This window comes from Clostridium amylolyticum, from assembly GCF_900142075.1.
In the GTDB taxonomy this organism is placed as follows: Bacteria; Bacillota; Clostridia; order Clostridiales; family Clostridiaceae; genus Clostridium_AA; species Clostridium_AA amylolyticum.
In genome coordinates this window covers 123,835-148,828 of the sequence record NZ_FQZO01000007.1, presented here as the reverse complement: position 1 = coordinate 148,828, position 24,994 = coordinate 123,835, and the positions used below count along the sequence as shown (strand labels likewise).

Here is a 24,994-nt window from a genome sequence, read left to right as displayed (position 1 = left end):
ATTAAGAAATTGGACCAGTTGCTTAATTCACAAACGCGCCTGATTGCGGTGCAAATATCATATTTTTGCTTAGACAGAGTTAACAAAGCCAGCTTTCCGAGAGAGCCTATTCCACTACGGCTTCTGTTATTTTCTAACTAGATTTTTAATCGCCAACATCGAATTATCCTGAATGATGCCTGTATCTACGAAATCAAATAAAGCGTATAATGTTTTAGCTTTGACATTACTTGTTCGATAAAAGAGGGATACATATTCTGCTTCCCCATATGGCATAGTTTCAATATCCATCAACATTTTTTCAAAGGCAAGTTTGCCATATCCTTTCCCCTGATAACTCTTTTCAATCATAATATGCCAAATAAAATAGCTCTTCTTCCCGTAAAAAACTTCATTTTCAAATGATTCGTGATCCAACGTATCATAAATATACATCAAAAATCCAACCACAACTTCATCGGCATAAATGGCAAAGGGAGTTGCTGGTATCCCGTCTGCGTTCAACACATGGGCGTCTGCAAAGCTTCTGAGGTTAGTAGTTTCTATAAAGTCTTTCTGGTTTTCTCCAACTTCAAGTGCTATTACTTCATCTATGTTATCCCTAGTTATTTTTCGTAATTCAATCATTTTTTTATCTCCTCTCCTAAGACAATCCACTACCACACATGGTCTAAAACATTCTAAGTATCATTTCCATTATTCTCAAAATAGGGTACACAAAATATTCACCAATGCTAAACTTTTCTCCCCCTGTGATTTCTAATCCTTGTTCCGTAAAAGATTGCTGAACTAAATTAAAAAGCCCCCTTTAATCTAAATAATAACATGTTAATATCTTACAAGCTAGATTAATTGATAACAACAGAAGTTGTGGAAACTTCACGTGACAGTTTAGTTATGGGAATCAAGTAAATATAAAAAGCTATCATTATTGGAGATAGCTTTTTTATTTATATTCACAGTGCAAAATATCTCCCGAAAGGAGTGCAAAATAACATTAAAAGTGACAATACAGTGAAATGTATGACCAGGGCTTTTTGTAGTTAATTAATTTGTTGGCTCCAACTAATTATTTTGTTGATTTCCCTTGGGATTAGAATTTTAATGATTTTATTTTCAATTTTTCACTATAATTTTCTAAAAGTTCTCTATAAATTAATCATTATGTGAAACTACTTTCTAAATATACTCTATCAATTGAAATTAAATACAAACTCCTTTAAAATGAACACATGAAAAGTACTTTTTAATTTTAAAATTAGTAAGGAGGGATAAAGTGAAAAGTGTTTATAAAGGATTAATCGTATCCTGCCAGGCTTTGGAGGATGAGCCTCTTCATTCATCCTTTATTATGGGAAGAATGGCTTTAGCTGCTAAGCAAGGTGGAGCAGTGGGGATAAGAGCTAACTCTAAAGAGGATATATTAGAAATTAAAAGAAATGTAGACCTTCCTATTATTGGAATAGTTAAAAGAGATTATGAGGATAGTGAGATTTATATTACACCCACCATGAAGGAAGTAGATGAGCTTATGGAATCTGGAGTGGAAATTATAGCTTTAGATGCTACCAACCGCTTAAGACCTAATAAGATTACTCTTACGGACTTTGTTAGTGAAATAAGAAAAAAATACAAGGATGTACTTCTTATGGCTGATTGTTCTACCTATGAGGAGGCAGTTAATGCAGATAAGTTGGGGTTTGATTTTATTGGTACTACCTTAGTGGGATATACTGAAAAAAGTAAAGGTATACACATAAACAGCAATGATTTTGAACTTATTAAAAATATTCTTAAATCAGTTTCGAAGCCTGTTATTGCAGAAGGTAATATAGACACTCCAGAAAAGGCAAGACGTGTACTTGAAATAGGCTGCTACAGTGTAGTGGTGGGCTCAATCATTACCCGTCCACAGATAATTACAGGAAAATTTATAGATGAAATTAAAAGGATAGGTGAGTAATAATATTATGAATAAGTTTATGAATAAAATTGAAGAATTATTTCTTCCTTTAGCAAATAAGTTAGCATCAAACAGATATTTAACTGCTATAAGAGAAGGCTTTATATCTATACTTCCTATTATGATTGCAGGCTCCTTCTTCGTGCTTATAAACAATGTATTTATAGGAGAAAACGGTTTTACTAACAAGCTTTTTGGAAGGCCCTTTACAGGGGTTACACAGCTGGGAGGAGCAATAATTCCTGCTACCATGTCCATAATGGCTATACTGTTAACTTTTACTACAGCCAAGGCATTGTCAGAGCATTATAACGATGATACATCTATAGTTCCTTCTATTGCTGTAGTGGTACTTTTTATACTAATGCCTATAACTTTTGACGGTAAAATGGGAATAGAATACATAAATACCTACTATACCGGTGCTGCTGCTATGTTTATGGCTTTTATTGCTGCCATAGCTACAGTGGAGATTATAAGAGGGCTTTCTAAAATAGATATACTAATAATTAAGATGCCTGATAGTGTTCCTCCTTCTATTGCAAGATCCTTTAACAAGCTAATTCCAGTTATTATAACTCTTTTAGTGTTTGGAATCTTAAGAATAATTACTAATTCTTTTGGAATGCCTTTAAATGATCTTATATTTAAATCCATACAGACACCTTTTACAAATATAGTTAACTCTACCCTTGGCTTAGGAGTTATTTACTTCCTATACATGCTGCTTTGGGGATTGGGAATACACACTGCCTTTATATTTAATCCTATATTAGAGCCTATTTATCTGGCTTCCTTAACTGAAAATGCTTCAGCAATGTCTGCAGGACAGGCTTTACCTGCTATTATGACAAAGCCCTTCCTAGACTCTGTTGCTTTCATGGGTGGAGCTGGAAATATGATTGCTCTTATTATAGCTATATTTATTGTATCTCGAAGAGAAGATTACAGAAAGATTGGAAAGATAGGCTTTGTACCAGCACTATTTAACATTTCAGAACCTATAATGTTTGGACTTCCTGTGGTAATGAATCCTATATTAATCATTCCAATGATTTTGTCCACATTTACAGGACTTATTATAGGAAGTGTGGCAACCTCCTTAGGAGTTATGGCTCATACTTATGTGTTGATTCCTTGGACAACTCCACCTATATTAAGCGCCTTCTTTGCTACAGGTGGACATATTATGTCAGCAGTGACAGCAGTTGTTATTTTAGTAATTTCAGTTTTAATATACATGCCATTTGTGGCAATAACAAATAAACAAAGGATGGTAGCTAATGACTAAAGTTTTAGCCCTAGATCTCGATGGGACGTTAATTAATGAAAATAATGAAATAATTGGAGGGAGAGAAACCTTAAGTCTCCTAGAAAATTTACAAGTAGAAGGATATGAAGTAGTAGTAGTTACAGGACGTTTAGATCATGATATAATTCATATTGCCAAAAAGTATAATTTAAATATTAAATATAGAATTTCTCAAAATGGAGCGGTAATGCAGGATGAACATGGTATAAAAGCTAAAGCCCTGAATAAAGAAGTTGCTCTTAAGGTATACAAATATATAAAGGATAAAAATCTTCGTGTGGAGATGAACACCATAAGTAATAGATATTGGCACAGTGAAAGAGATCCTGAATTTCCTAGAGAGTTCTATGATTCTTCTAATGTAATAGAAGATTTTACACAGGTTATTAATTATCAGCCTGTTATAATATTTTTACTGATTGGAGATATGGAGGAAATAAACAAGGTTAAGGGATATATATATGAAAATTTTGACGATGTAGAGGCGGTTAAGACCTCAGATAAGACCTTAGAAATACTTCCTAAGGGAGTGTCAAAGGGATTAGCTCTTAAAGAAATGTATCCCAAGGCCGAAATAATCTCCATAGGGGATTCAGAAAGTGACTTTTCCATGTTTCCCTACTCAAAGGCTTCCTACTATGTGGGAAGAAGCAGCTTTGGAAAAGCAGACTTTGATGTTCCTTCTATAAAGGAAGCTTTAGAAAATATTTTAAAGGAGGAGAAAAATGGATAATAATGAGCTTATCTCCTTTGAGATAATATCTAATGTGGGTGCAGCAAAATCCATTTATATGGAGATAATAAACAAGTGTGAAAATAAAGAATTTGATTCTGTAGAGGAAATGCTTGAGGAAGCAGAAGAGTATTTACTTCAGGGGCATAAAAAGCATATGGAGCTTGTTCAAAGAGAGGCTTCAGGGGATAAGGTGGAGCTTTCCCTGCTCCTTATGCATGCTGAAGATCAACTTATGAATGCGGAATTAATTAAGCTTTTAGCACAAAAATTTATGCACTTATATAAGGAGGTTTTGTAATATGGTAAATATTTTATTAGTTTGTAATGCTGGAATGTCCACATCAATTCTTGTAGAAAAGATGAAAAAGGCTGCTGCTGAGAAAGGTATTGAAGCAAAAATATGGGCCTTATCCAGTGTAGAGGCAAAAAAGACTAAGGAAGAAGTTGATGTAGTGCTTGTGGCACCACAGCTTAAGTTTGCAGCAAAGGATATACAAAACAGCTTTAAGGATAAACCTTTAGGAGTAATAGACATGCGTATCTATGGAACTATAGACGGAGTTGGGGCCTTGGAGCAGGCGGTGAATTTAATAAAGTGATGAATATATTGTTTATTCCATTAGATGAAAGACCCTGTAATACTAAATTTCCTGAGTTTATTGCAGCTTCAGGGGAAGGTGTTAAGCTTATTGCTCCTCCTAAAAGTATATTAGGGGACAAAAAAATACCAGCTGATACTAATAAGCTATGGGATTTTATATTTGAAAATGTAAAAAGCTGCAGCTATGCAGTGCTCTCCATGGATATGCTTATTTACGGAGGATTAATCCCATCTAGGCTTCACTATCTATCTAAAGATGAGGCTGAGGGCTGCCTTCGCAATATAAGAAGAATTAAAGAAATTAATCCAAACATAAAGATATATGCCTTTAATTGTATTATGAGAGCTCCTCAGTACGATTCCTCCGAGGAGGAGCCTCACTATTACGCAGAGCATGGCTACAACCTTTTTAGAAGAAAGTACCTTATGGACAAAAAAGCAAGGTTTGGAATTACTACAGTAGAGGAAAAGGAACTAAACTCCATAAAAGTCCCTGAAGATATATTATTAGATTATGAAAATAGAAGAAAATTTAACGAGGACATAAACCTTAGTGTAGCTAAGTTTCTTGAAGATGGCACTATAGATTTTCTGGTAATTCCTCAGGATGATTCTTCGGAATTTGGTTATACAGCTATTTCTCAAAAGAGAGTTTTAGATTTTATAAAGGAGAAACAACTGGAGTTTAGGGCTTACGTGTATCCTGGTGCAGATGAAGTGGGAAGTTCCTTATTAGCTAGATGTTTAAATGATTATCTAAATAGAACTGTTAAAGTATACGCTTTTTATGCCTCAACTTTAGGACACACTATTACGCCTTTATACGAAGACCGTCCTATGAATGAAAGCCTTAAATATCATGTAAGGGTATGCGGGGGAGAGTTAGTGGAAACTCCAGAGGAAGCTGATATAATACTTGCTGTAAATTCACCAGGCAAAAAGATGCAGGAAGCTCCGGAGCAGGCAGCAGGTATTGATCTTACCTATACATCTCATAGAAATCTATTAGATTTTGTGTATAAAATAGAAAAGTATATAAAAGCTGGTAAAAAGGTTATCTTAAGTGACTCAGCTTTCGCTAATGGCGGAGATCTTACACTTATTGACTATTTAGACAGGCTGGGTATATTGAGTAGACTTACAGCCTATGCAGGGTGGAACACAAACTGCAACACCCTTGGAACTGTTTTAGCTTCGGGAATATACTGCCTCAACTCAAAAAATGAAAATCAAACAAAACATTTAGTTTACCGAATTATAGAAGATTCTCTTTATCAGGCTGTGGTAAGACAGAAGGTAATAAAAAATTATCTCCCTAAACATGGCTTAAGTTATTATGAATTTAAGGACATGCAGCTTCAAGTGGAAGATACCATAAAAGAACTGCTTATTGAGGAGTATAATAAGCTTAATATATCTAAGGAACTGAAGCTTAAGCTAAACAAGGTAGTAACCCCATGGAGAAGAATGTTTGAAATAGGTATGGAAATTGAGGTAAATGTAAGCAACTAACCAGATATAATACTTTTCTAAGTTCCATATTATTCAGCTTATATATTTAAAATTTACACATATACAAATTTAATTAAAGGAATCTATTTGGTATTATTATATATAAGTAATGCCAAATAGATTTTTTGGCGAAAGGAGTATGCACATTAAATGTCAAAACATGATAAGAGTATAATTCCTTTATTAGAATCCTTATATAGTAATTTTACAAGTACCGAAACAATTATTGCAGATTTTTTCATACATAACAATAATAAGCAGGACTTTTCTGCTCAAAATGTTTCAGACAAGCTTTTTGTTTCTAAGGCTTCATTATCAAGATTTGCGAAGAAGTGTGGTTTTAAAGGCTATAGAGAATTTATTTACATGTACGAGCAGTCCTTCAATGAAGAAGTGAAGAATGTAGGCAAGCTTAAAAAGAATGTTCTAAATACTTATCAACAGCTTTTGGATAGAAGCTATACTCTAACGGATGAAGCCCAGATCGAGAGAATTGCTGATATGCTGGTTAAATATAAAAAGGTGTATGTGTATGGAATTGGAAGCTCAGGAATAGTGGCGATGGAGTTTAAAATAAGGTTTATGAGACTTGGATTAAATGTTGAATCGGTGGTGGATGCCCATATAATACAGATGAATTCTGTACTTACGGATGAAGATACCCTGGTAATAGGTTTTACTGTAAGCGGAAAAACTAAAATAATATTAAATGGTCTCAAAGCCGCTAAAGAAAGAAAGGCAAAAACCATTATCATAACTTCCAACAATGATTTTAAGCTCCATGAATTATGTGATGAAATGGTGCTAATTGCTGTTACAAAAAATTTAGCTATAGGCAACGTGATTTCCCCTCAGTTTCCTATGCTTGTGGTAGTAGATATCTTATATTCACATTTCTTAAACAGCAACTATAACGAAAAGTCCTCGCTGCTTAATGATACTTTATCTAGTATTGAGTTTGATTTGGAATAATAAGAAAAAATCTTTAACGGTTATTCACATAAAAAAACTCCCACTTAAGGTTGTAATACCTCTTACAATGGATTACAATAATTCATAGATGAAAATGGTTACGGAAGTAAAATTATAATATAACAACTTACGAGGAGGATTCTTTTTTGAGTAATAATTTTGAAAAATCAAATCCCTATGGCCAGCTAGGTATAATTGCATTAGAAAGCTGTAAAGACTTGGGGGCTAAGCTTGATAAATATCTTCTACAGAGACGCAATGATTATGTAGACAGCCCTGAGACCTACCTTATAGCCATTGATGAAATAAGATTTGCCAATGGAGAAGGTAAAGTTAAGCTGTCAGAAACCGTAAGAGGTAAAGACATATATATATTATGTGATGTAGGAAACTACAGCTGCACCTATGAAATGTATGGAATTACAAACCACAAAGGCCCTGATGAGCATTTTCAGGATATTAAGAGAGTGGTATCTGCCATAGGAGGCAAGGCAAGAAGAGTAACTGTAATAATGCCTATGCTTTATGGAGGAAGACAGCATAAGAGAAAAGGAAGAGAATCTTTAGACTGTGCCTTAGCTTTACAAGAACTTGAAAGACTAGGGGTTAGAGATATCTACACCTTTGATGTTCATGACCCAAATGTACAAAATTCCGTACCCCTATTAACCTTCGAAAATATATACCCAACTTATGAAATAGTTAAAACCTTTGTAAGACACGAGGATATTGAAATTGATAAATCTAAAATGTTAACCATAAGCCCCGACACTGGAGCCATGGATAGAGCTATTTACTATGCCAACGTTCTAGGCCTGGACATTGGGCTTTTCTATAAGAGAAGAGATTATACCTCCGTGGTAAAAGGAAAGAATCCTATAGTACAACATGAGTATATCGGTAAAGATGTAGAGGGCATGGATGTTTTAATAGTAGATGACATGATCGCCTCAGGAGAATCTGTATTTGACATAGCCAAGGAGCTTAAAAGGAGAAATGCCAAAAGGGTATTTGTAGCTACTACCTTTGCATTATTTACAGAAGGGGTAAATAAGTTTAATGAATATTATGAAGCTGGATTAATACATAGAGTTTATTCTACAAACCTAACCTACATATCCCCACAAGCTAAAGAAGCTGAATGGTTTGTAGAAGTAGATATGTCCAAATACTTATCAAAAATAGTAGATTATATAAATAAGGACAACTCCATCAGCCCATTACTAGATGCTACACATAATATAAATCAGTTATTAAATCAAGGATAAAAAATGGCAAGGGACATTTCCCTTGCCGTTTTAATTTGAGTAAGAAAACATATTTATAACAAATTTAGTCTTGTCATATAAATCATAGCTTATATTGCTGCCTTTTTTTACCTTCTTAAACCCATTACCCATATATTCTATAGTGCCTATTTTAGAGATATATTTATATATAATTTTATCCCCATCAAAGTTTAAAATCTTAATTATAGGCTCTCCATCAATATTATAAGCTAAGATATTAATAATACTCGGTTTATTTAAGAAGATATTCTCGAAAAAGTTCCATACAGGTAATTTGTTATCAATTGCTCCAATGGAATCTAGGGTAGCATCTATAGATACATTATTAAGTGTGCTCTGAAATTCATTAAATAACATAACAGACACTCCTGTATAATAATACTTAGTACAATATATTCAATTACATCCCAGGAAGCTACACATATGGAAGTTTTACTTTCTAAAGGTTACATCTATTTCCTTGTCTAAGTATATCTTTGTTTCAGAAGGTTCAGTTTTACTAATAACCTTTCCTTTTCTTATGGAATAATATACAGGAACTTGTCTTCTTATGGCATCATAGCCGTTTTCAGCTAATAAAAGTATAAGATTTCCTGGCTTGCCTTCTTCTATGCCATAGCTATCTTGAATATTTAATGCCTTGGCAGAGTTAGTGGTTATAAAGTCTATGGAATCGTTGATTTCACTATATCCCATGGTTTGGCACACATGCAATCCAAAGTGCAGCACTTGCAGCATATTTCCGGTGCCTAGTGGATACCAAGGGTCAAAGATATCATCATGGCCAAAGCACACATTAAGACCTGCATCTTTTAATTCCTTTACTCTAGTAACTCCTCTACGTTTTGGATAAGTATCAAATCTTCCCTGAAGGTGAGTGTTTACCAGAGGATTGGATACAAAATTTATATTAGACATTTTCAATAATCTAAATAATTTATAAGTGTAGGCATTGTTATAAGAATGCATGGCAGTGGTGTGGCTGGCTGTAACTTTATTTTTCATGCCGGTTTCTAAGGCTCTAGTGGCTACGGTTTCCAAGAACCTAGACTGTTCATCATCTATCTCATCACAATGCACATCTATAAGCACATTATACTTTGCAGCAAGTTCAAAGATTTTGTTTATAGATTCTACTCCATATTCTCTAGTAAACTCAAAATGAGGGATAGCTCCTATAACATCTGCTCCTAATTTTAAGGATTCTTCTAAAAGCTCTAAACCCTTTGGATAAGATAAAATCCCTTCTTGAGGGAAGGCTACTAGTTGTATATCTACATAATCTTTCATCTCTTCTTTAACTTCCAGCATAGCCTTTAAAGCCAATAAGGATGAATCTGTGGTATCGATATGGGTTCTTATATGCTGTATACCATTAGCTATCTGCCAGCCTATTACTTTTTTAGCTCTTTCCTTAACATCTTCCTTTGTTAAAAAGGATTTTCTCTCAGACCATCTTTGTATTCCTTCAAATAAAGTTCCACTTTCATTCCAGCTAGGCTCCCCAGCAGTAAGGGTGGTGTCTAAATGAATATGGGGCTCAATAAATGGAGGCAGTGCCAAAGCACCTTGTCCATCTATAACTTCTTCACCTTCCTGAGGCTGTAAATTACTTTTTATTTCTTTAAATATACCATTTTCAATTTTTATATCAATAAGTTCATCTTTATCTCTTAACTTAACATTTTTTATTAACATGTGCTTACTCTCCTTTAATGTGATTTTCATATTGAAAAGGCTCCAATTCTTAAAGAGGAGCCTTGAGGTTTATGCTATATTTTTATCTAATTGTATTTTTTCTTCAGCTTCATCTTTAATGATTATTGATAATACCACATGGGTTAAACCAGTGACAAGCAGGGAGTTTAGAGGAGGAATTCCTATAGTTAGATATTTTCCTGCTATTACTCCTAAGACACAGGCTGCTATAGCCTTATAATTTATAACCTTAAACTTAGCATCTTTAAAGTCTTCATATTTACCTTTTTTAACTATGAAGAAGTCTGCTATGATGATTCCTCCCACTGCTGGGATCATGGATCCTAACAAGCTTAGGAAGCTTACAAAGTTGCTATATAACCATAGGGCGCTTACAGTTCCTAGAAGTCCATTGAATAATACTACTTTACTTTTTGGGATCTTTGTGATGTTAGAAATACCTAGGCCTGAGGTGTATATGGCATTATCATTGGTTGTCCATATATTGAAGCCTAATACTATTATGGCTGGCAGGATTAACCCTTGCTTTATCATAACATCAGATATATCTGAAAGTCCTGTAGACATTGCACCTATGGCTCCAAAGAAGAACATCAAAGAATTACCTATAAAGAATGCAATAACTGTAGTGGAAACAGCTACTTTTTTGTTCTTGGCAAAACGTACAAAGTCAGGAGTAGTAGTTCCACCGCTGATAAAGGAACCTACACATAAGGTTACAGCTGTTACTAAGCCCATTTTTCCACTAGAAGGTATACTTAATAATTCCTGCACACCACCTACAGAGTTTATTGCGCTAAAGGCTGATGCACAGCCGAGTATAGCTATGGAAGGTACTGCTATGGCACTTAATATAGTTAAAGATTTCATTCCAAAATAAGCGGTGGAAGTCATTAATACTCCTGAAATGGCCACTAATACATACACATTTATCCCTGTTACCTTGCTTACAGGGATGGCGAACATAGCTACCCCCACACCAAACCATCCTATTTGAGTGAAACTTGTTAAGAAAGATGCTAAATAAGAGCCCTTTTCTCCGAAGGAATATCTAGCTAATAAGTGCATAGATAGACCTGTATCAGCTCCTATATATGCCAGTGCTCCTGTATATATGGCCAGGATTAGGTTCCCTAAAAATATTGCCAAAGCAAATTCTTTAAGAGATAGAGCAGAACCTAAAGTTCCACCGGTAAGCATACTTGCAGAGAAGAAGGTAAAGCCTAGCATAACCAAAAACATTGAAATAAACCCTCTTTTGTCCTTATCTTTCACCGCTTCTAAGGAATAATCCTTGTCTTCATGTTGATTTGTGCTCATTATTTTTGTCCTCCTTTTTTGGAGAAGTAGTACCATGTTTTATTGTAAGCATTATGATCAAATAAAAAACGACCTTTTATATTAGTATAAAAGGTCGTAACAATGCCATATTAATCATAAACTCCAAATAAAATATTAAGTTTATAAGTTCTATCACTTTGTTAGCCTCTCTGGACTAAATTTAAAAGTACTAATTCTCTTTTTTTAATATAATAGCACCATTAAAACTTCAAGTCAATGTAAAAAATATACTAGAAGCTTTAATATTATCTTTAATTTTAGCCATAGTGTATTCCTAAAAGTAGAAGAAATAAAGTTAAATAAGTGTTAGGCTAATTTACACCTGTCTTAAAAAGCTTTCATGATATATAATTAATATATTAATGTCTATAAGAAAGGATGAATTTCAGTGGAAGATAATAAGGAGATAAAGGAACTTTTAGAAAAAATAATTTTGGATATAGAAGAAATAAAAGAGAAGGTTAATGTCATAGAAAATAATCAAATAAATGTGGCTAATGCAGAGCATGAAAACTGGCATAGACTGGCAGATAAGCTTTCAGAGTACGATAGGGTGTTATATAAGTTATTTGGAAAGAAACCAAGTGATTCTTAGAAAGGTTATAGTATACATAAGTAAATCATTTATCAGTTTAAATAGGCTGTGCTAAAAGTGTAAAATAACTTTTGCATAAGTCTATTTTTTTATGTCTTTTTATGAATTTCATAGTGATTAATAACTTATAAAAATAAGAACAAATAATAACAAAACAGAACAAATTATATTGACGAATATAAAAAAATAGTGATAAAATTATGTTAATAGAACAAAATATAACAAAAACGCACAAAAATATAAAGGTTAAAACCTGTTTAAAAGCATAAATGATAATAATTACTAAAATAAAAGAATAAAGTTAGTGTAGTGTGAAATTTTCATTAATATTAAAAACCTTGGAGGTATAACAGTGTTAAGAGAGGAACGATTAGAAAAGATTCTTGAGATGATAGAAAAAGACAACATAGTTAGTATAAATGATATAACAGAGATTCTTAATGTAACAGAAATGACGGTAAGAAGAGATTTAAAAATGCTAGAAGAGAGAGGGAAAATAATCCGTATTCATGGTGGAGCTAAAAAGAAAGAAGAAAGAATGGCTGCGGAGCTTTCTCATAATGAAAAAAGAAAAATACATGTGGAGGAAAAGAGATATATAGCTCAGATTGCAGCCAGTATTATAAAAGAAAATGACATAGTTTATATAGGTCCAGGAACTACTAATGAATTGATATATGAATATCTAGACATTTCTTATGCAAAGATCATAACAAATTCTATGTCCATATTTTCAAAATTTAAAGATGACCAAAGATTTGAGCTAATACTTATAGGCGGCAGATTTCGTTCAAGAACAGATGTTTTTGTTGGGAATTTTACCAATGAATTATTAGAGAAAATAAGAGTTAAAAAAGCCTTTGTAGGAGTAAACGGTATTCTAGGGGAAAGCGTTACAAATTCTAATGAAGAGGAGGGCGCTTGTCAAAGGATAATTTTAGATAATTCTATTGAAAGATATATATTATGTGATAGCAATAAAATAGATAAAGAGGATTTTTATAGTTTCTATAACTTAAAGGATGTAACTGCAGTTGTAACAGATAAAAATATTAATGATGAACTTAAAGAAAAATACAATAGCATTGTAAAAATAATAACTGAGTAAATATTATAAAAATAACAACTTAAATAAGGAGGATGAAAAATGAAAATTGTTATAGGATCCGATAAAAGTGGTTTCCCACTAAAAGAACATTTGAAAGGATATTTAAAAGAAAAAGGGTATGAAGTTTTAGATAAGACTCCAAAAGCAGTACTAGATTTTGTGGATTCAACAAAATTAGTAGCAGAAACTATATTAAAAGGAGAAGCAGAAAAAGGAATTGTTATAGATGAATATGGTGCAGGCTCTTTCATGGTAGCTTGTAAGTATAAAGGAATGGTTTGTGCAGAAGTTTCAGAGGAACATTCAGCTAAAATGACAAGAGACCATAATAATGCTCGTATGATAGCTATAGGTTCAGGAATTGTAGGCGTAAAATTAGCAGAAACCATAGTAGATGCCTTTGCAAAATCAAATTACTCTGGTGGAAGACATCAAATAAGAATAGATATGTTAAATAAGATGCTATAGTATTGAGGAGGATAAGATAATGAGAATTTCAATAGGCTGCGACCACATAGTAACAGAAGTAAAGGATGGTATAGTAGAGTATTTAAAAGGTAAAGGTTATGAAGTTATAGATAATGGTACATATGATAAAGAACGTACACATTATCCTATATATGGTAAGAAAACAGCGGAAAGAGTTATAAAAGGGGAAGCGGATTTGGGGATAGTGATATGCGGAACTGGAGTAGGAATAACTAATAGTGCTAATAAAGTAAATGGAATTCGTGCAGCTCTAGTAAGAGATATAGCTACAGCAAGATATGCAAAGGAATACTTAAATGCAAATGTCATAGGAGTAGGAGGACGTATAAGCGGAGTGGGGCTTATAGAAAATATAATAGATGAATTTCTAAATACAAAATATGAAGAAACACCAGAAAAAGAGGCATTAATAAAGAAAATTCATTCCATAGAAACTATAAATGAAGATCAATTGGGGAATGAGAATTTCTTTGATGAATTCCTAGAAAAATGGCAGCAAGGATATTATCATGATTAAATTTAATTACAAAGGAAGCCAAGATAAAGTTTATTAAATTCTAATTATAAGGAGTTGGTAATATGTTAGTAACAACAAAAGAAATGTTATTAAAAGCTCAAAAAGAAAAATATGCCGTACCTGCATTTAATATACACAACTTAGAAACTATCAGTGTGGTAGTAGAAACTGCTGCAGAACTGAAATCTCCAGTGATTCTTGCAGGGACTCCAGGAACCATAGGTTATGCAGGTGGAGAATATTTAGTTGCTATTGCAAAAGCTGCTGCAAAAAAATATAATTTGCCTATAGCATTGCACTTAGATCATTTTGAAGATATAGAGGAAATAAAAAAATATTTAGATTTAGGATTTACATCAGCTATGATAGATGCTTCAAAAGAAAATTTTCAAAATAACATAAAAAAGGTTAAAGAAGTAGTGGATTATGCTCATGAAAAAGGTGCTGTAGTGGAAGCAGAGCTTGGTAAATTAGGAGGTATAGAAGATGATTTAATTGTAGATGAAAAGGATGCTATGTATACAGATCCCAATTCTGCAAAAGAATTTGTGGAAAGAACCGGTATAGACTCTTTGGCGGTAGCTATTGGGACAGCCCATGGACTATATAAAGGAGAGCTAAAATTAGATTTTCAAAGGTTAAGTGAAATAAGGTCTAAGGTGAAAGTACCTTTGGTATTGCATGGAGCTTCTGATGTTCCAATAAATTTAGTAAGGAAAGCTATAAGTTTAGGAATAACAAAAGTAAATATAGCTACTGATCTGAAAATTCCTTTTGCAGAGGCGGTAAAAAGCTACTTTAGAGAAAATCCAGAGGCTAATGATCCAAGAAAATACATGACTCCAGGAAAAGAAGCTATGAAAGCGATAGTAGAGGCAAAAATAAAAATGTGCGGAAGTGAAAACAAGGCATAGGCAGAGAATAAATTTAAAGGCATGTATATAAGGTGTAAAATGTAAGCTGTGATAATAGGTAAAAACCTAATAGGAAGAGAAGTAGAAAATATTGCAAAGTTATTCGTATATATGAAAAAACTTATTGCCAAAATGGTTAAAAGTTATTATAATAAAAGTATATTATGTTGGGTCTCAAGAGGTGAGAAAAATAGAAAATAGATTTTTAAAGGAACTTCATCTATCCTCAAAAGAGGTATTTAGTTTGTTACAAAAAGAAGGTTATCATACAAAACAGGAAATATGCAATAAAATGAATATGAAATTAACTACTTTAAACAGAGTAATGAAACCATTAGAAGAACTAAAGTTAATTGAAGAGATTGGAATGGCAGAATCCACTGGTGGCAGAAAGCCAAGTGTTTATGGAGTTAAACCAAATAATTATTTTATTATAGGCATAGATATTTCAAGAACTTATGTTACGGTGGTAATATGCGATTTAACTATTAAAATAATAGATAAAAAAAGTTTTACTTTAGATGCTTCTTTTTCCCCAGAAAAGGTTGTTAAGTTAATTGGAAGCTTAGTGGAAAAGGCAATCCTGGAAAATAATATTAATAAATCTGATGTTTTAGGTGCTGGATTAGGTACTGTAGGGCCTTTAGACAAAGACAGTGGAAAATTGCTTAATGCTAAAAATTTCGAAGCCTTAGGGTGGAAAGATGTAAGTATTAAAAGTATGTTGGAATATGAGTTAACCTTGCCTGTGATTATTGACAATGGGGCAAATGTTGCATTATTTGTAGAAAAGTATTATGGAATTGCCAAAGGTTTAAGAAATGTTCTCTATATTAACTGTGGTATTGGTATAAGAACTGCAGCTTGTGTTTCCAATGCTATTATTCAAACTCACCTTAATAAGGAAGATGTGTTTGCCCACATGATTGTAGACATGGACGGCAAAGAATGTTCTTGTGGAAATAGGGGCTGTGTGGAGTGTTATTCTACAATAATAGCTATAGTTAATAGCTTTAAGGAAGAAATGAAAAATAGGGGCTGCACTACTATTAAAAAACCTATAAATGAAGTGGATTATAAAGATATATGCCAAGGAGCTGAAAATGGTGATGAACTGGCTAAGAGAGTAATAGAAAAAGCGGCTAGAATATTTGGTATTGGTTTAGTTAACTATATAAATATTGTAAATCCTGAAATGATAATATTAAGTGGTCCACTAGTTCAACATTCTAATTATTTCTATGAACTTTGCATTGAGACGGTGGAGAAAGCTTACTTTGTAAAAGAAAAAAGCAATGAGAAAAAAAATGTTGTTTTTAATAAGCAAGGATATTTTAAATATGATGCTATTTCAATAGGGGCAGCAGCCTCATTTATAGAAGAGTGCTTAAAAAGCTAAATCTTCTATAAACACATATAAAATTTATATTCACGGAGACTTATAACCAAAATGGTTAAAAGTTTCAAAATAAAAATGAAAGATGAGGGGAATAACATGAATGAAAAATCACAATTTAGAGAACTATGGGGAATTTTCTTGGCTTTTTTCAAAATAGGAAGCTTTACCTTTGGAGGGGGATATGCCATGATACCTCTTATAGAAAAAGAAGTAGTGGATAAAAAGGCTTGGATAAGTAAAGAGGATATTATCGATGTTTTTGCTGTAGCTCAATCTATACCTGGAGCTATTGCTATAAATTCCGCAACCTTAATAGGGTATAAAATAAAAAAGAAAAAGGGGTCTTATGCTGCAACTCTAGGAGTAATATTACCTTCATTTCTAATAATTTTACTTATTGCTACGGTTTTTTCAAAATTTCAAGATAATATAATAGTTCAAAATGCTTTTAAGGGTATACGTCCAGCAGTAGTAGCTTTAATATTTATAGCTGCAGTAAATATTGGTAAAACTGCAATAAAGGATAAAATAAGTTTAGTAATTGCACTAGTTGCATTTACATTAATACTAGTGTTTGATGTACATGCTATCTTTGCAGTAATAGGTGGAGCTGTAGTAGGGCTTGTTTTATATAAAATACCCAATAATAAATCAAAATATATATGTAATAAGGATGTGTAGCAAATGAAACTTCTTATGCTTTTTCTATCATTTTTTAAAATAGGGTTGTTTAGCTTTGGTGGTGGATATGCAATGATTCCTTTAATACAAAAGGAAATTGAAACTAATAACTATTTGCCAGCTTCTCAGTTTGCTGATATTATTGCCATTGCAGAGATGACTCCAGGACCTATTGCTGTAAACTCAGCAACCTTTGTAGGATATAAGGTTTCAGGGGTTTTAGGATCTTTATTTGCAACTATAGGTGTGGCTTTACCTTCATTAATAATTGCCATACTAATATCTAGAATGTTTTTTAAATATCAAAATCATCCGTTAAATGAATCTATATTTTATGGAATAAGACCTGTAATTCCAGCTCTTATAATGACTGCAGCAATTTTTGTAGCAGAAACCAGTATTTTCCCTAATGGGCTATCTAATTTATCCTTAAGGGGACTGTTTTCTAATCCGTTAGGTGTTATAGACATACCCAGTATCATAATACTTATAATAACTTTTGTGTCCTTGATAAAATTTAAAATAAACCCTATACTAGCAATTTTAGGTTCTGGTATATTGGGGGTAGTAGTGTTTAGTATATTTTAGTTTTAATTGATTTAGAATTGCGTTTAGAAAGTAAATAATGGAAATATCACATGAAATAGGTGTAATTTATTAGTTATAGCATCACGGGTAGTAAATTCGTTCCATGTTAATATTACATGAAAAATGCTAAAATAAAAGAAGAGAATAATTAATCTTTTGGAGTATAGGATATTTTAATAGAAAGTAGGGATGGATATGCCGCCATTATCAGTGCTTATTAAACCTTCATCTAGTAATTGTAATTTAAGATGTAATTATTGTTTTTATCATTCTCTATCTATGCAAAGAGAAGTAAAAGCCTATAACATGATGGATATTGATACTTTAGAAACTATTATAAAAAAAGCTTTAGACTATGCGGAAGGAAGTTGTACCTTTGCCTTTCAAGGAGGGGAACCAACACTTTCAGCATTGGATTTCTATAAGCACCTTGTGAAGATTGAAGAAAAGTATAATACAGGTAAAGTTAAAATAAATAATGTGCTTCAAACCAATGGTACATTAATAGATGAAAAATGGGCAGAATTTTTGCATGATAATAACTTCTTAGTGGGGATATCTTTAGATGGACCTAAAGAAATACATGACTTAAATAGAGTGGATGTAAATAACAGTGGTACATATAATGAGGTAATGAAAACTATAGATTTATTTAACAAATATAAGGTAGAGTACAATATTTTATCTGTAGTAAGCTCAATAAGTGCAAGGCATGGAAGAAAGATATATAATTTCTTTAAAAAGAACGGTTTTAAGTATATTCAATTTATACCCTGCTTAGATCCTCTTGATGAAAAACCAGGTTTTAGAAAATATTCTCTAAAGCCAGAAGCTTATGGAAATTTTCTTGTAGAGGTGTTTAACTGTTGGTATGAAGACTTTATTAAAGGTGAGTTTGTCAGTATAAGGTATTTTGATAATATTTTAAGTATGATAATGGGATATGCTCCAGAAGCTTGTGGCATGAGCGGTACTTGCAGCTGTGAGTATATTATTGAATCAAATGCAGGGGTATATCCCTGTGACTTTTATGTAATAGATCAATGGAAAATGGGCAATTTGAAAGAAATGGATTTTCATGAATTAAGTAAGTCTCAGGTAGCAAAGAAGTTTATAGAAGTTTCTAAACATGTTGATGATAAATGTATACAATGTAAGTGGTTAAATTTGTGTAGAGGCGGATGCAGAAGGTATAGAGAACCTTTTGTAAATGAAAAGCCAGCTATAAATTACTTCTGTTCTTCTTATAAATACTTTTTTGATACCTGTGAGAATAAGCTTTTAGAATTAGCAAGATTAGTTTCAAGAAGATAAATAAGTATAGCCCGTGGATATATATCCACGGGCTATACTTATTTTATAGTCTTCTGAGGGTAAGTTTTTTTTGAAAATAAAGAGTTGTTAATAGCATCTTTTATTATTTCACATAGATAATACAGTTCATTTTCTGGAATTTCAATATTAAAAGCTGTTTCAACAATAAGTAATGCATGCTTAATACTATTTATAATTTTGCTATTATTTTTTATATATGATGTAATCTCCTCTTGAGGAGTTAAAATGAAATCTTTAAGTAAAATCCTTTCAATGAGACAGGTTAAATGTATAAAAATCTTGGTAAGACTAGAATTACTTACAATGATTTCTAAATCACTTTCAATCTTATTAATAAATTCAATAATTATGTTTTTAACCTTATCTGCTGAAAGAACTGTTAGATATTTATCAACAGTATCGCTAGTAACATTAATAATTATATTTTTTGTGAGATTAGTAGTTATTTTCTTGGCAGTATTATTATTCTTAATTCCTAACAAGTTTGCTATTTTATCTAATCCATTATGAAGTACCACATCATCCAAAGGAATAAATGGGATGTCGTTAATATCTGGATTTATACTTCCAACAATAGCAATAGGCTTTTTATTCAAAGAAGTTTTAATAATTATTTCACGAAGCTGTAGTGTACTTTTAATATTCAATGGCATAACATCAGCATCGAATATATTATAAGCATCTAGAAGATTTTTAATTGTTTGTTCTAAATAATACGCAACCCCTTCTCCAGAATTACAAACGGTATATATTATTCTTTTTTTATTAATAGAAAGATGCTGCTCTATTTTTTTGTTAAACTTTAGGTTAAGTTTGTTATTTATACTTATAAGATCGTGAAGTATGTGGTCTAAATCATTTTTTAAAAATATAGATTTCCTTATAGCTTCAATTACTAAAATGATATTAGTAGATTCTATGGTTACTATATTTACCCCGGTTTTTTCTTTTATAGTATCGTCAAAATTTGTTAAAGAGCCCATATCTGCAAACAATATTAATCCTCTAGAAAAACATTTGTCTTTTATATGATTTATAACATGCTCTAAAATATTAGAAGGAGTTTCTGATAAAGGCATGTCCACTGCTAAAGCAAAGTCTATACCAAGAAGTTCATTAGCAACAGAAGCTATATTTGTAGCTAAGGAATCACCATGAGCAGCTATCATAATACCAACAGGCTGAAAAGACTCTTTATTCTTCAGAGAATTAATAATTATAACTAAATTGTTTAATTCTTCTACAGGGCAATAAATATTAAATCTTCTTTCTAATAATTCAATTAAGTTTTGACATACCGTAAATATATTTCTAGGAACCTCTGATAAATCTAAGGGTTTCTCAGAAGTTCTAGTTGCAATGGGAATGTCTTTAAGGTTTTTTAAATATAATGCTAAAGCGACATAGGAACTCTTGTCTATTATAAGATTGAGTTCGCTATATAGGATATCAGATAAGGTTGAAACTATTTCAGAGGTTTCATCGTCAATAAAATCAGGGTAATTATTTTGAATCACAAAGTTTTTAGATATTAATTCAGTATAACTATTAAAGATATTTTGTAATTCATGACTGTCATTTTCTAAATTGCAAAGCTTTTCATTATAAATTTTGATAAAATCATAGTCTTTAACGCTGTTATTATTAGTAACTCCGGAATTTGGAGAAAAAACATATTCACTTTTATTAATAATCAAGGTTACATTCTTTCTCGTGTCCATATCAATATTAAGAAGATTACTACTGGTATAAAGAGGGAGAAAATCCTTTGTTATAACAAGACTATTAGTATTATTTAACTTGCAATCTAAAAATCCCTGGGCTACGGAAAGTTGTATGTCGCTTCTTAATTGACCAATGTTGCCAGGGGGATTATACAATGTTAAGTCCGTAATACATTCTTTAGAAACAATTATTTGTTTATTTATCTTTTTTGCTTCCATAGAATAAAGTCTATTTACTAAACTTAACTTTTCAGTTACAGACCTTTCCTTCAAGCTAGGTATCCTAATGCAAGAAGGAATCCTTCTCATAAAGGTTGTTAGCAAATAAGAATTGGGATTCTCAGTGGTGGCTGCAATAATTAGTACGTTAGAAGTTCTTTGAGAGGAAATTTCTCCAAGCCTTCTAAATTTTTTCTTGTCAATAAAAAGGAATAGCATTTCCTGACCTTCTGGAGGTAAACGATGAATTTCATCTAAAAATAATACACCCCCATTGGCTTGCTCAATGAGACCTTGCTTATCGCAGTTAGCACCGGTGTAAGCTCCCTTCATGGATCCAAAAAGTTGTGACACTAAAAGGTTAGAGTTATTTGCATAATCAGCACAGTTAAAGATTACAAAAGAAGAAGAACTGTCAAAAATCTTATGCTGTAAACCAAACTTATACATTAATTCAGCGAAATAACTTTTCCCAACTCCAGACTCACCCAGCAAAAGGGTATGAAGACCGTTAGGATATAGAATTGAGGACTTAGCTATTTTAATGATATTAGCAAGACTGTTATTATAACCCACCAGTTCATGAAAGGGGTCAGAGTAATCCGTTGAAACCTCTCTAATTTCTTTAAAAGTAATGTTAACTAACTCGTCTAAGCTTGAACATTCTATAAATTCTCTTTGGATTGAAACATTAAAAAGGTTTTCAAAAACTTGTTTATGGAAAAACTTCGTAGGTTTTCCTTTAATTTTAATTAATACACCATCTTTATATAACTTGTTTAAGTCAGCAGAAGCATTGTTTCTTAATATGCTTAAGCTGTTGGATACATCTATGGATGAAAGACCTATTAATGGATTTTTTGTTATTTCTTCCACTGTAAGTGAAACACAATAATCATGAATAAACCTACTTACTAAATCAATTCTAAGCATATAGTTCCTGGTAGTGGATTTAAGAAAAATACTTTTGATTAAGTACCAGGATTATTCACCTCAACTTTCCTTTCAGAATTCTTTTGAAATTTAAATATTGCTCTTTTATACTTCTTATAAGTTTTCACATATGGTATTCAATAAAGTTATTATAACAGATTATTGAGTATATATAGTTACAAAAATAACGAAAATACCCTTTTTTTTAGAGTGAATTATTAGAAGATATTATAAAAATAGGGGCTGTTTCATTATTTTATATAATTTAATTTAAATACTTATTGCTAATAAAGAGTATTTTTATATTTGCTAAAGGGTGTTTTTCACCTTTATGAGTATTAATTTCACATTGGTAAGAGTATTTATAAAAATTAATAGTATTAATGAGTATTGAAAAAAATATTAAACTGCTAAACTTCAAGGGCTTAACCCTGTTGGCATGGAACTTGCTATTTATATTTGTGGAAGGAGGGTTAAAACTAATGAATGAAGTTGGAATTATTTTAATAAGTCATGGTGAATTTGCAAAATACGCAATGAAAAGTGCTGAAATGATAGTAGGAAAGCAAGAAAACTATGAGATTGTATCTGTAACTGACGACAAGGATTTACAGAATGTAGTTGAAGAATTAAAGGCAGTATATGAAAAAGTAAAAAATGATAGGGAAGTAATAGTACTAGCAGATATATTTGGAGGTACTCCAAGTAATTCTAGTTCAAGTTTATTATTAGGTGGTGCTGATGTAGTAGTTTATACAGGATTTAATTTACCAGTACTACTAGAATTACTTCTTATTAGAGAATTACCAATAGAAGAAATAAAAAGAAGAGTGGAAAATGTGTACAAAGAAACATTTATTAATGTAAATGATAAATTAGGGCGTAAAGAAATCTTTGAATATGATTCATTATAAATAATACAGTAGGAGGTATTAAGTATGGGGATTAAATTAGTTAGAATCGATGATAGGTTAATTCATGGACAAGTTGCAACTACTTGGATTAAAGATTATGCAATAGAACAAGTTTTAATTATTAATGATAAAGTTGCTAATGATCCAATACAAAAATCTGTGGTTGGTCTTGCAGTGCCACCAGGTGTAAAGGTTTTAGTGTTTGGAGTTAATCAATTCATAAACATCTTAAAGAAAAATGAAATAAAGAAAACCACTATGCTGCTATTTACAACATCAACGGATGTATTAAAGGTAGTTGAAGGAGGAGGGGATATTAAAGAAATAAATGCAGGGGGAATGAGATTTAATAGTACAAGAAAAAGATTAACTAAGGCTATTTCTGTTACACCAGAAGAAGAGCAAGCATTTGTAAAATTAATGGAAAAAGGCATCCAAGTTAAGGTTCAAATGGTTCCAAAGGACGATAGTGTAAATTTTTCAGATTTAATTAAATAAGCAAAATGAAAAATATAAGAGAGGGAGGCATTATTCATGTTAATTAAAGCATTATTAATTGCTGCATGGGCGGGTTTATGTGCATGGGATCAATTTGGTCCACATTTAGGTTTTAGAAAGCCACTTCTTGCAGGTTTTATGGTAGGAGTAATCTTAGGAGATATTAAAAGCGGACTTATAATTGCAGGAACACTTGAACTTATGTGGCTAGGTGTAAATAATGTAGGAGCATATCAGCCACCAGATGTAATTTCAGGATCTATAGTTGGTGTTGCAATAGGTATTTTATCAGGAGGTGGACAAGCAGCTGGAATTGCTGTTGCCATACCAGTTTCATTGTTAGTTCAACAAATATCAATGTTAATTATGACTTCAAATATTAGCTTAGTACATAAAGCGGATAAGATTGCAGAAACCGGTGATTTTGATAAGATTGATAAATTGCAATATATGGGAGCAATATTTTACTTCTTAAGTAGAGCGGTACCAGTATTTATAGCTGTATATTTAGGAGCTCCAGCAGTAGAATACGTTTTGACTATTATTCCAGCAGGCGTTATGAAGGGTTTAACAGTTGCATCAAAAATAATTCCAGCAGTAGGTATTGCAATGCTGCTTATGATGATGTTAAGAAAAAACATGTGGATGTTTTTAATTCTTGGATTTACTTTAACAACCTTCCTAAAATTACCAACAGTAGCCCTGGCTTTAATAGGTGCGTGTTTTGCAGGCTTATATGATTTGATTATGAGAAAACAAAGCAGTCCTGTTGCGGTAAATAGTGTATCAGACGACTATGAAGGAGGTTTGGATTTATAATGGAAGAACAAAAAATTTCTAAAAAGGAACTTAATGATGTTTTTTGGAGATCTCAATTAATTCAAATGTCACATAACTATGAAAGAATGCAAAGCTTAGGAACCTTATATTGCTTAAAGCCAATACTAAAAAAGCTATATAAAGATAAGTCAAAAGAAGAAAAAACAATAGCAATGAAAAGACACTTGGAATTTTTTAATAGTCATCCTGTAACTATCCCGTTTATATTAGGAGTTACATCTGCTATGGAAGAGAAAACTGAGGAGGATGAAAAGGATTCCGTAATTTCTATAAAGACAAGTTTAATGGGACCTTTAGCAGGTATTGGTGATAGTTTATTAAACTTTACATGGATGCCTATATGCGGCAGTATAGGAGCAGCATTTGCAGTTCAAGGAAATATTCTTGGCCCAATATTGATGTTTATTCTTGTAAACGCATTATATATTCCAATTAAATATTATGGCCTTAATATTGGATATTCCAAAGGTAGAGAAATCTTAAGTTCTGGTGAAGGGAAAGGATTGCTGGATAGACTAGCTAATATGGCAAATGTTCTTGGAGTTATTGTGGCAGGAGGATTAATCGCAACTACTGTAAAAGTTAGTTTAGGTGTTCAAATTGCAGCAGGAGAGAAGCCATTAATGCTACAAGAAATGCTTGATAAAGTTATGCCTAATTTACTTCCTTTAGCAATTACAATGATATGTTTATACTTACTGAAAAAATGGAATGGTAAGCATGCAGTTGCAATTATATTTAGTATTTTAATAATTGCAGTGGTACTTTCCATGGCAGGTATATTAGTTTAATAAA

Annotated in this window: 26 protein-coding genes; 21 read left to right on the top strand and 5 right to left on the bottom strand. The window is 32.1% G+C overall.

Features of this window, described 5'->3' with window-relative positions; genetic code table 11:
- Positions 1-126: 126 nt before the first annotated feature.
- A complete protein-coding gene (locus tag BUA82_RS15615) occupies positions 127-627 on the bottom strand; it encodes a GNAT family N-acetyltransferase (protein ID WP_073010332.1) in 501 nt (166 codons plus the stop codon).
- Between the two features lie 649 nt (positions 628-1,276).
- Here BUA82_RS15615 and BUA82_RS15610 point away from each other — a divergent pair.
- The 8 genes from BUA82_RS15610 to BUA82_RS15575 all read left to right on the top strand — a co-directional run bounded on the left by BUA82_RS15610 (position 1,277) and on the right by BUA82_RS15575 (position 8,364).
- Positions 1,277-1,963, top strand: a complete 687-nt coding sequence (locus BUA82_RS15610) for an N-acetylmannosamine-6-phosphate 2-epimerase (protein WP_143148648.1) — start codon at positions 1,277-1,279, stop codon at positions 1,961-1,963.
- A gap of 7 nt (positions 1,964-1,970) precedes the next feature.
- Positions 1,971-3,254 carry a PTS sugar transporter subunit IIC gene (locus tag BUA82_RS15605; protein WP_073010328.1) on the top strand — a complete coding sequence of 428 codons (1,284 nt, stop codon included), beginning with the start codon at positions 1,971-1,973 and terminating at the stop codon, positions 3,252-3,254.
- Positions 3,247-4,008 carry an HAD-IIB family hydrolase gene (locus BUA82_RS15600; RefSeq protein ID WP_073010326.1) on the top strand — a complete coding sequence of 254 codons (762 nt, stop codon included), beginning with the start codon at positions 3,247-3,249 and terminating at the stop codon, positions 4,006-4,008. The genes BUA82_RS15605 and BUA82_RS15600 overlap by 8 nt, the downstream gene beginning before the upstream one ends.
- Complete coding sequence (locus BUA82_RS15595) at positions 4,001-4,309, top strand: PTS sugar transporter subunit IIA (protein ID WP_073010324.1); 309 nt, start codon at positions 4,001-4,003, stop codon at positions 4,307-4,309. Before BUA82_RS15600 ends, BUA82_RS15595 begins: the two co-directional genes overlap by 8 nt.
- Before the next feature lies 1 nt (position 4,310).
- A complete protein-coding gene (locus tag BUA82_RS15590; protein ID WP_073010322.1) occupies positions 4,311-4,610 on the top strand; it encodes a PTS sugar transporter subunit IIB in 300 nt (99 codons plus the stop codon).
- Positions 4,610-6,124, top strand: a complete 1,515-nt coding sequence (locus tag BUA82_RS15585) for a DUF4127 family protein (RefSeq protein ID WP_073010319.1) — start codon at positions 4,610-4,612, stop codon at positions 6,122-6,124. The genes BUA82_RS15590 and BUA82_RS15585 overlap by 1 nt, the downstream gene beginning before the upstream one ends.
- 150 nt (positions 6,125-6,274) lie before the next feature.
- On the top strand, positions 6,275-7,096 hold the full coding sequence (locus BUA82_RS15580; protein ID WP_073010317.1) for a MurR/RpiR family transcriptional regulator: 822 nt from the start codon (positions 6,275-6,277) through the stop codon (positions 7,094-7,096).
- A gap of 146 nt (positions 7,097-7,242) precedes the next feature.
- Complete coding sequence (locus BUA82_RS15575) at positions 7,243-8,364, top strand: ribose-phosphate pyrophosphokinase (RefSeq protein WP_073010315.1); 1,122 nt, start codon at positions 7,243-7,245, stop codon at positions 8,362-8,364.
- A 30-nt stretch (positions 8,365-8,394) separates the two neighbouring features.
- Here BUA82_RS15575 and BUA82_RS15570 read toward each other — a convergent pair whose 3' ends face one another.
- From BUA82_RS15570 to codB, 3 genes are all read right to left on the bottom strand, one after another.
- Positions 8,395-8,742, bottom strand: a complete 348-nt coding sequence (locus BUA82_RS15570; protein WP_073010313.1) for a hypothetical protein — start codon at positions 8,740-8,742, stop codon at positions 8,395-8,397.
- A 75-nt stretch (positions 8,743-8,817) separates the two neighbouring features.
- Positions 8,818-10,083 (bottom strand): cytosine deaminase, encoded by a 1,266-nt coding sequence (locus tag BUA82_RS15565; RefSeq protein ID WP_073010310.1) that lies wholly within the window; start codon positions 10,081-10,083, stop codon positions 8,818-8,820.
- Positions 10,084-10,152: 69 nt separating this feature from the next.
- Positions 10,153-11,424 (bottom strand): cytosine permease, encoded by a 1,272-nt coding sequence (gene codB / locus BUA82_RS15560; RefSeq protein WP_073010307.1) that lies wholly within the window; start codon positions 11,422-11,424, stop codon positions 10,153-10,155.
- 409 nt (positions 11,425-11,833) lie between these two features.
- Here codB and BUA82_RS15555 point away from each other — a divergent pair, with 409 nt between their 5' ends.
- The 9 genes from BUA82_RS15555 to BUA82_RS15515 all read left to right on the top strand — a co-directional run bounded on the left by BUA82_RS15555 (position 11,834) and on the right by BUA82_RS15515 (position 19,050).
- Positions 11,834-12,040, top strand: coding sequence for a hypothetical protein (locus tag BUA82_RS15555; RefSeq protein WP_073010304.1), 207 nt, complete (start codon positions 11,834-11,836; stop codon positions 12,038-12,040).
- A gap of 352 nt (positions 12,041-12,392) precedes the next feature.
- Entirely contained in the window at positions 12,393-13,148 is a 756-nt protein-coding gene (locus tag BUA82_RS15550) for a DeoR/GlpR family DNA-binding transcription regulator (RefSeq protein ID WP_073010301.1), read from the top strand.
- A gap of 39 nt (positions 13,149-13,187) precedes the next feature.
- A complete protein-coding gene (gene lacA, locus BUA82_RS15545; RefSeq protein ID WP_073010298.1) occupies positions 13,188-13,616 on the top strand; it encodes a galactose-6-phosphate isomerase subunit LacA in 429 nt (142 codons plus the stop codon).
- A gap of 19 nt (positions 13,617-13,635) precedes the next feature.
- Positions 13,636-14,154 carry a galactose-6-phosphate isomerase subunit LacB gene (gene lacB, locus BUA82_RS15540; RefSeq protein ID WP_073010295.1) on the top strand — a complete coding sequence of 173 codons (519 nt, stop codon included), beginning with the start codon at positions 13,636-13,638 and terminating at the stop codon, positions 14,152-14,154.
- Between the two features lie 62 nt (positions 14,155-14,216).
- The gene (locus BUA82_RS15535) at positions 14,217-15,068 is read left to right on the top strand and encodes a tagatose bisphosphate family class II aldolase (protein ID WP_073010292.1); all 852 of its coding nucleotides are present in this window, start codon (positions 14,217-14,219) and stop codon (positions 15,066-15,068) included.
- 181 nt (positions 15,069-15,249) lie between these two features.
- Complete coding sequence (locus tag BUA82_RS15530; RefSeq protein ID WP_073010289.1) at positions 15,250-16,467, top strand: ROK family protein; 1,218 nt, start codon at positions 15,250-15,252, stop codon at positions 16,465-16,467.
- Positions 16,468-16,563: 96 nt separating this feature from the next.
- A complete protein-coding gene (locus tag BUA82_RS15525; RefSeq protein ID WP_073010286.1) occupies positions 16,564-17,148 on the top strand; it encodes a chromate transporter in 585 nt (194 codons plus the stop codon).
- 3 nt (positions 17,149-17,151) lie between these two features.
- Positions 17,152-17,736, top strand: coding sequence for a chromate transporter (locus tag BUA82_RS15520; protein ID WP_073010283.1), 585 nt, complete (start codon positions 17,152-17,154; stop codon positions 17,734-17,736).
- Between the two features lie 195 nt (positions 17,737-17,931).
- Complete coding sequence (locus BUA82_RS15515; protein ID WP_073010279.1) at positions 17,932-19,050, top strand: anaerobic sulfatase maturase; 1,119 nt, start codon at positions 17,932-17,934, stop codon at positions 19,048-19,050.
- Positions 19,051-19,088: 38 nt separating this feature from the next.
- Here the strand turns inward: BUA82_RS15515 and BUA82_RS15510 are convergent, their stop codons facing one another.
- Positions 19,089-21,947 carry a sigma 54-interacting transcriptional regulator gene (locus BUA82_RS15510; RefSeq protein ID WP_073010275.1) on the bottom strand — a complete coding sequence of 953 codons (2,859 nt, stop codon included), beginning with the start codon at positions 21,945-21,947 and terminating at the stop codon, positions 19,089-19,091.
- A 482-nt stretch (positions 21,948-22,429) separates the two neighbouring features.
- On the opposite strand from BUA82_RS15510, the gene BUA82_RS15505 reads away from it, so the two are divergent.
- The 4 genes from BUA82_RS15505 to BUA82_RS15490 are packed head-to-tail and all read left to right on the top strand — an operon-like array spanning position 22,430 to position 24,990.
- Complete coding sequence (locus BUA82_RS15505; RefSeq protein ID WP_073010272.1) at positions 22,430-22,861, top strand: PTS sugar transporter subunit IIA; 432 nt, start codon at positions 22,430-22,432, stop codon at positions 22,859-22,861.
- Positions 22,862-22,885: 24 nt separating this feature from the next.
- Positions 22,886-23,359, top strand: a complete 474-nt coding sequence (locus BUA82_RS15500) for a PTS sugar transporter subunit IIB (RefSeq protein ID WP_073010269.1) — start codon at positions 22,886-22,888, stop codon at positions 23,357-23,359.
- A gap of 36 nt (positions 23,360-23,395) precedes the next feature.
- Positions 23,396-24,178 carry a PTS mannose/fructose/sorbose/N-acetylgalactosamine transporter subunit IIC gene (locus BUA82_RS15495; protein ID WP_073010266.1) on the top strand — a complete coding sequence of 261 codons (783 nt, stop codon included), beginning with the start codon at positions 23,396-23,398 and terminating at the stop codon, positions 24,176-24,178.
- Complete coding sequence (locus BUA82_RS15490; protein ID WP_073010263.1) at positions 24,178-24,990, top strand: PTS system mannose/fructose/sorbose family transporter subunit IID; 813 nt, start codon at positions 24,178-24,180, stop codon at positions 24,988-24,990. Before BUA82_RS15495 ends, BUA82_RS15490 begins: the two co-directional genes overlap by 1 nt.
- The last annotated feature ends 4 nt before the right edge of the window (positions 24,991-24,994 follow it).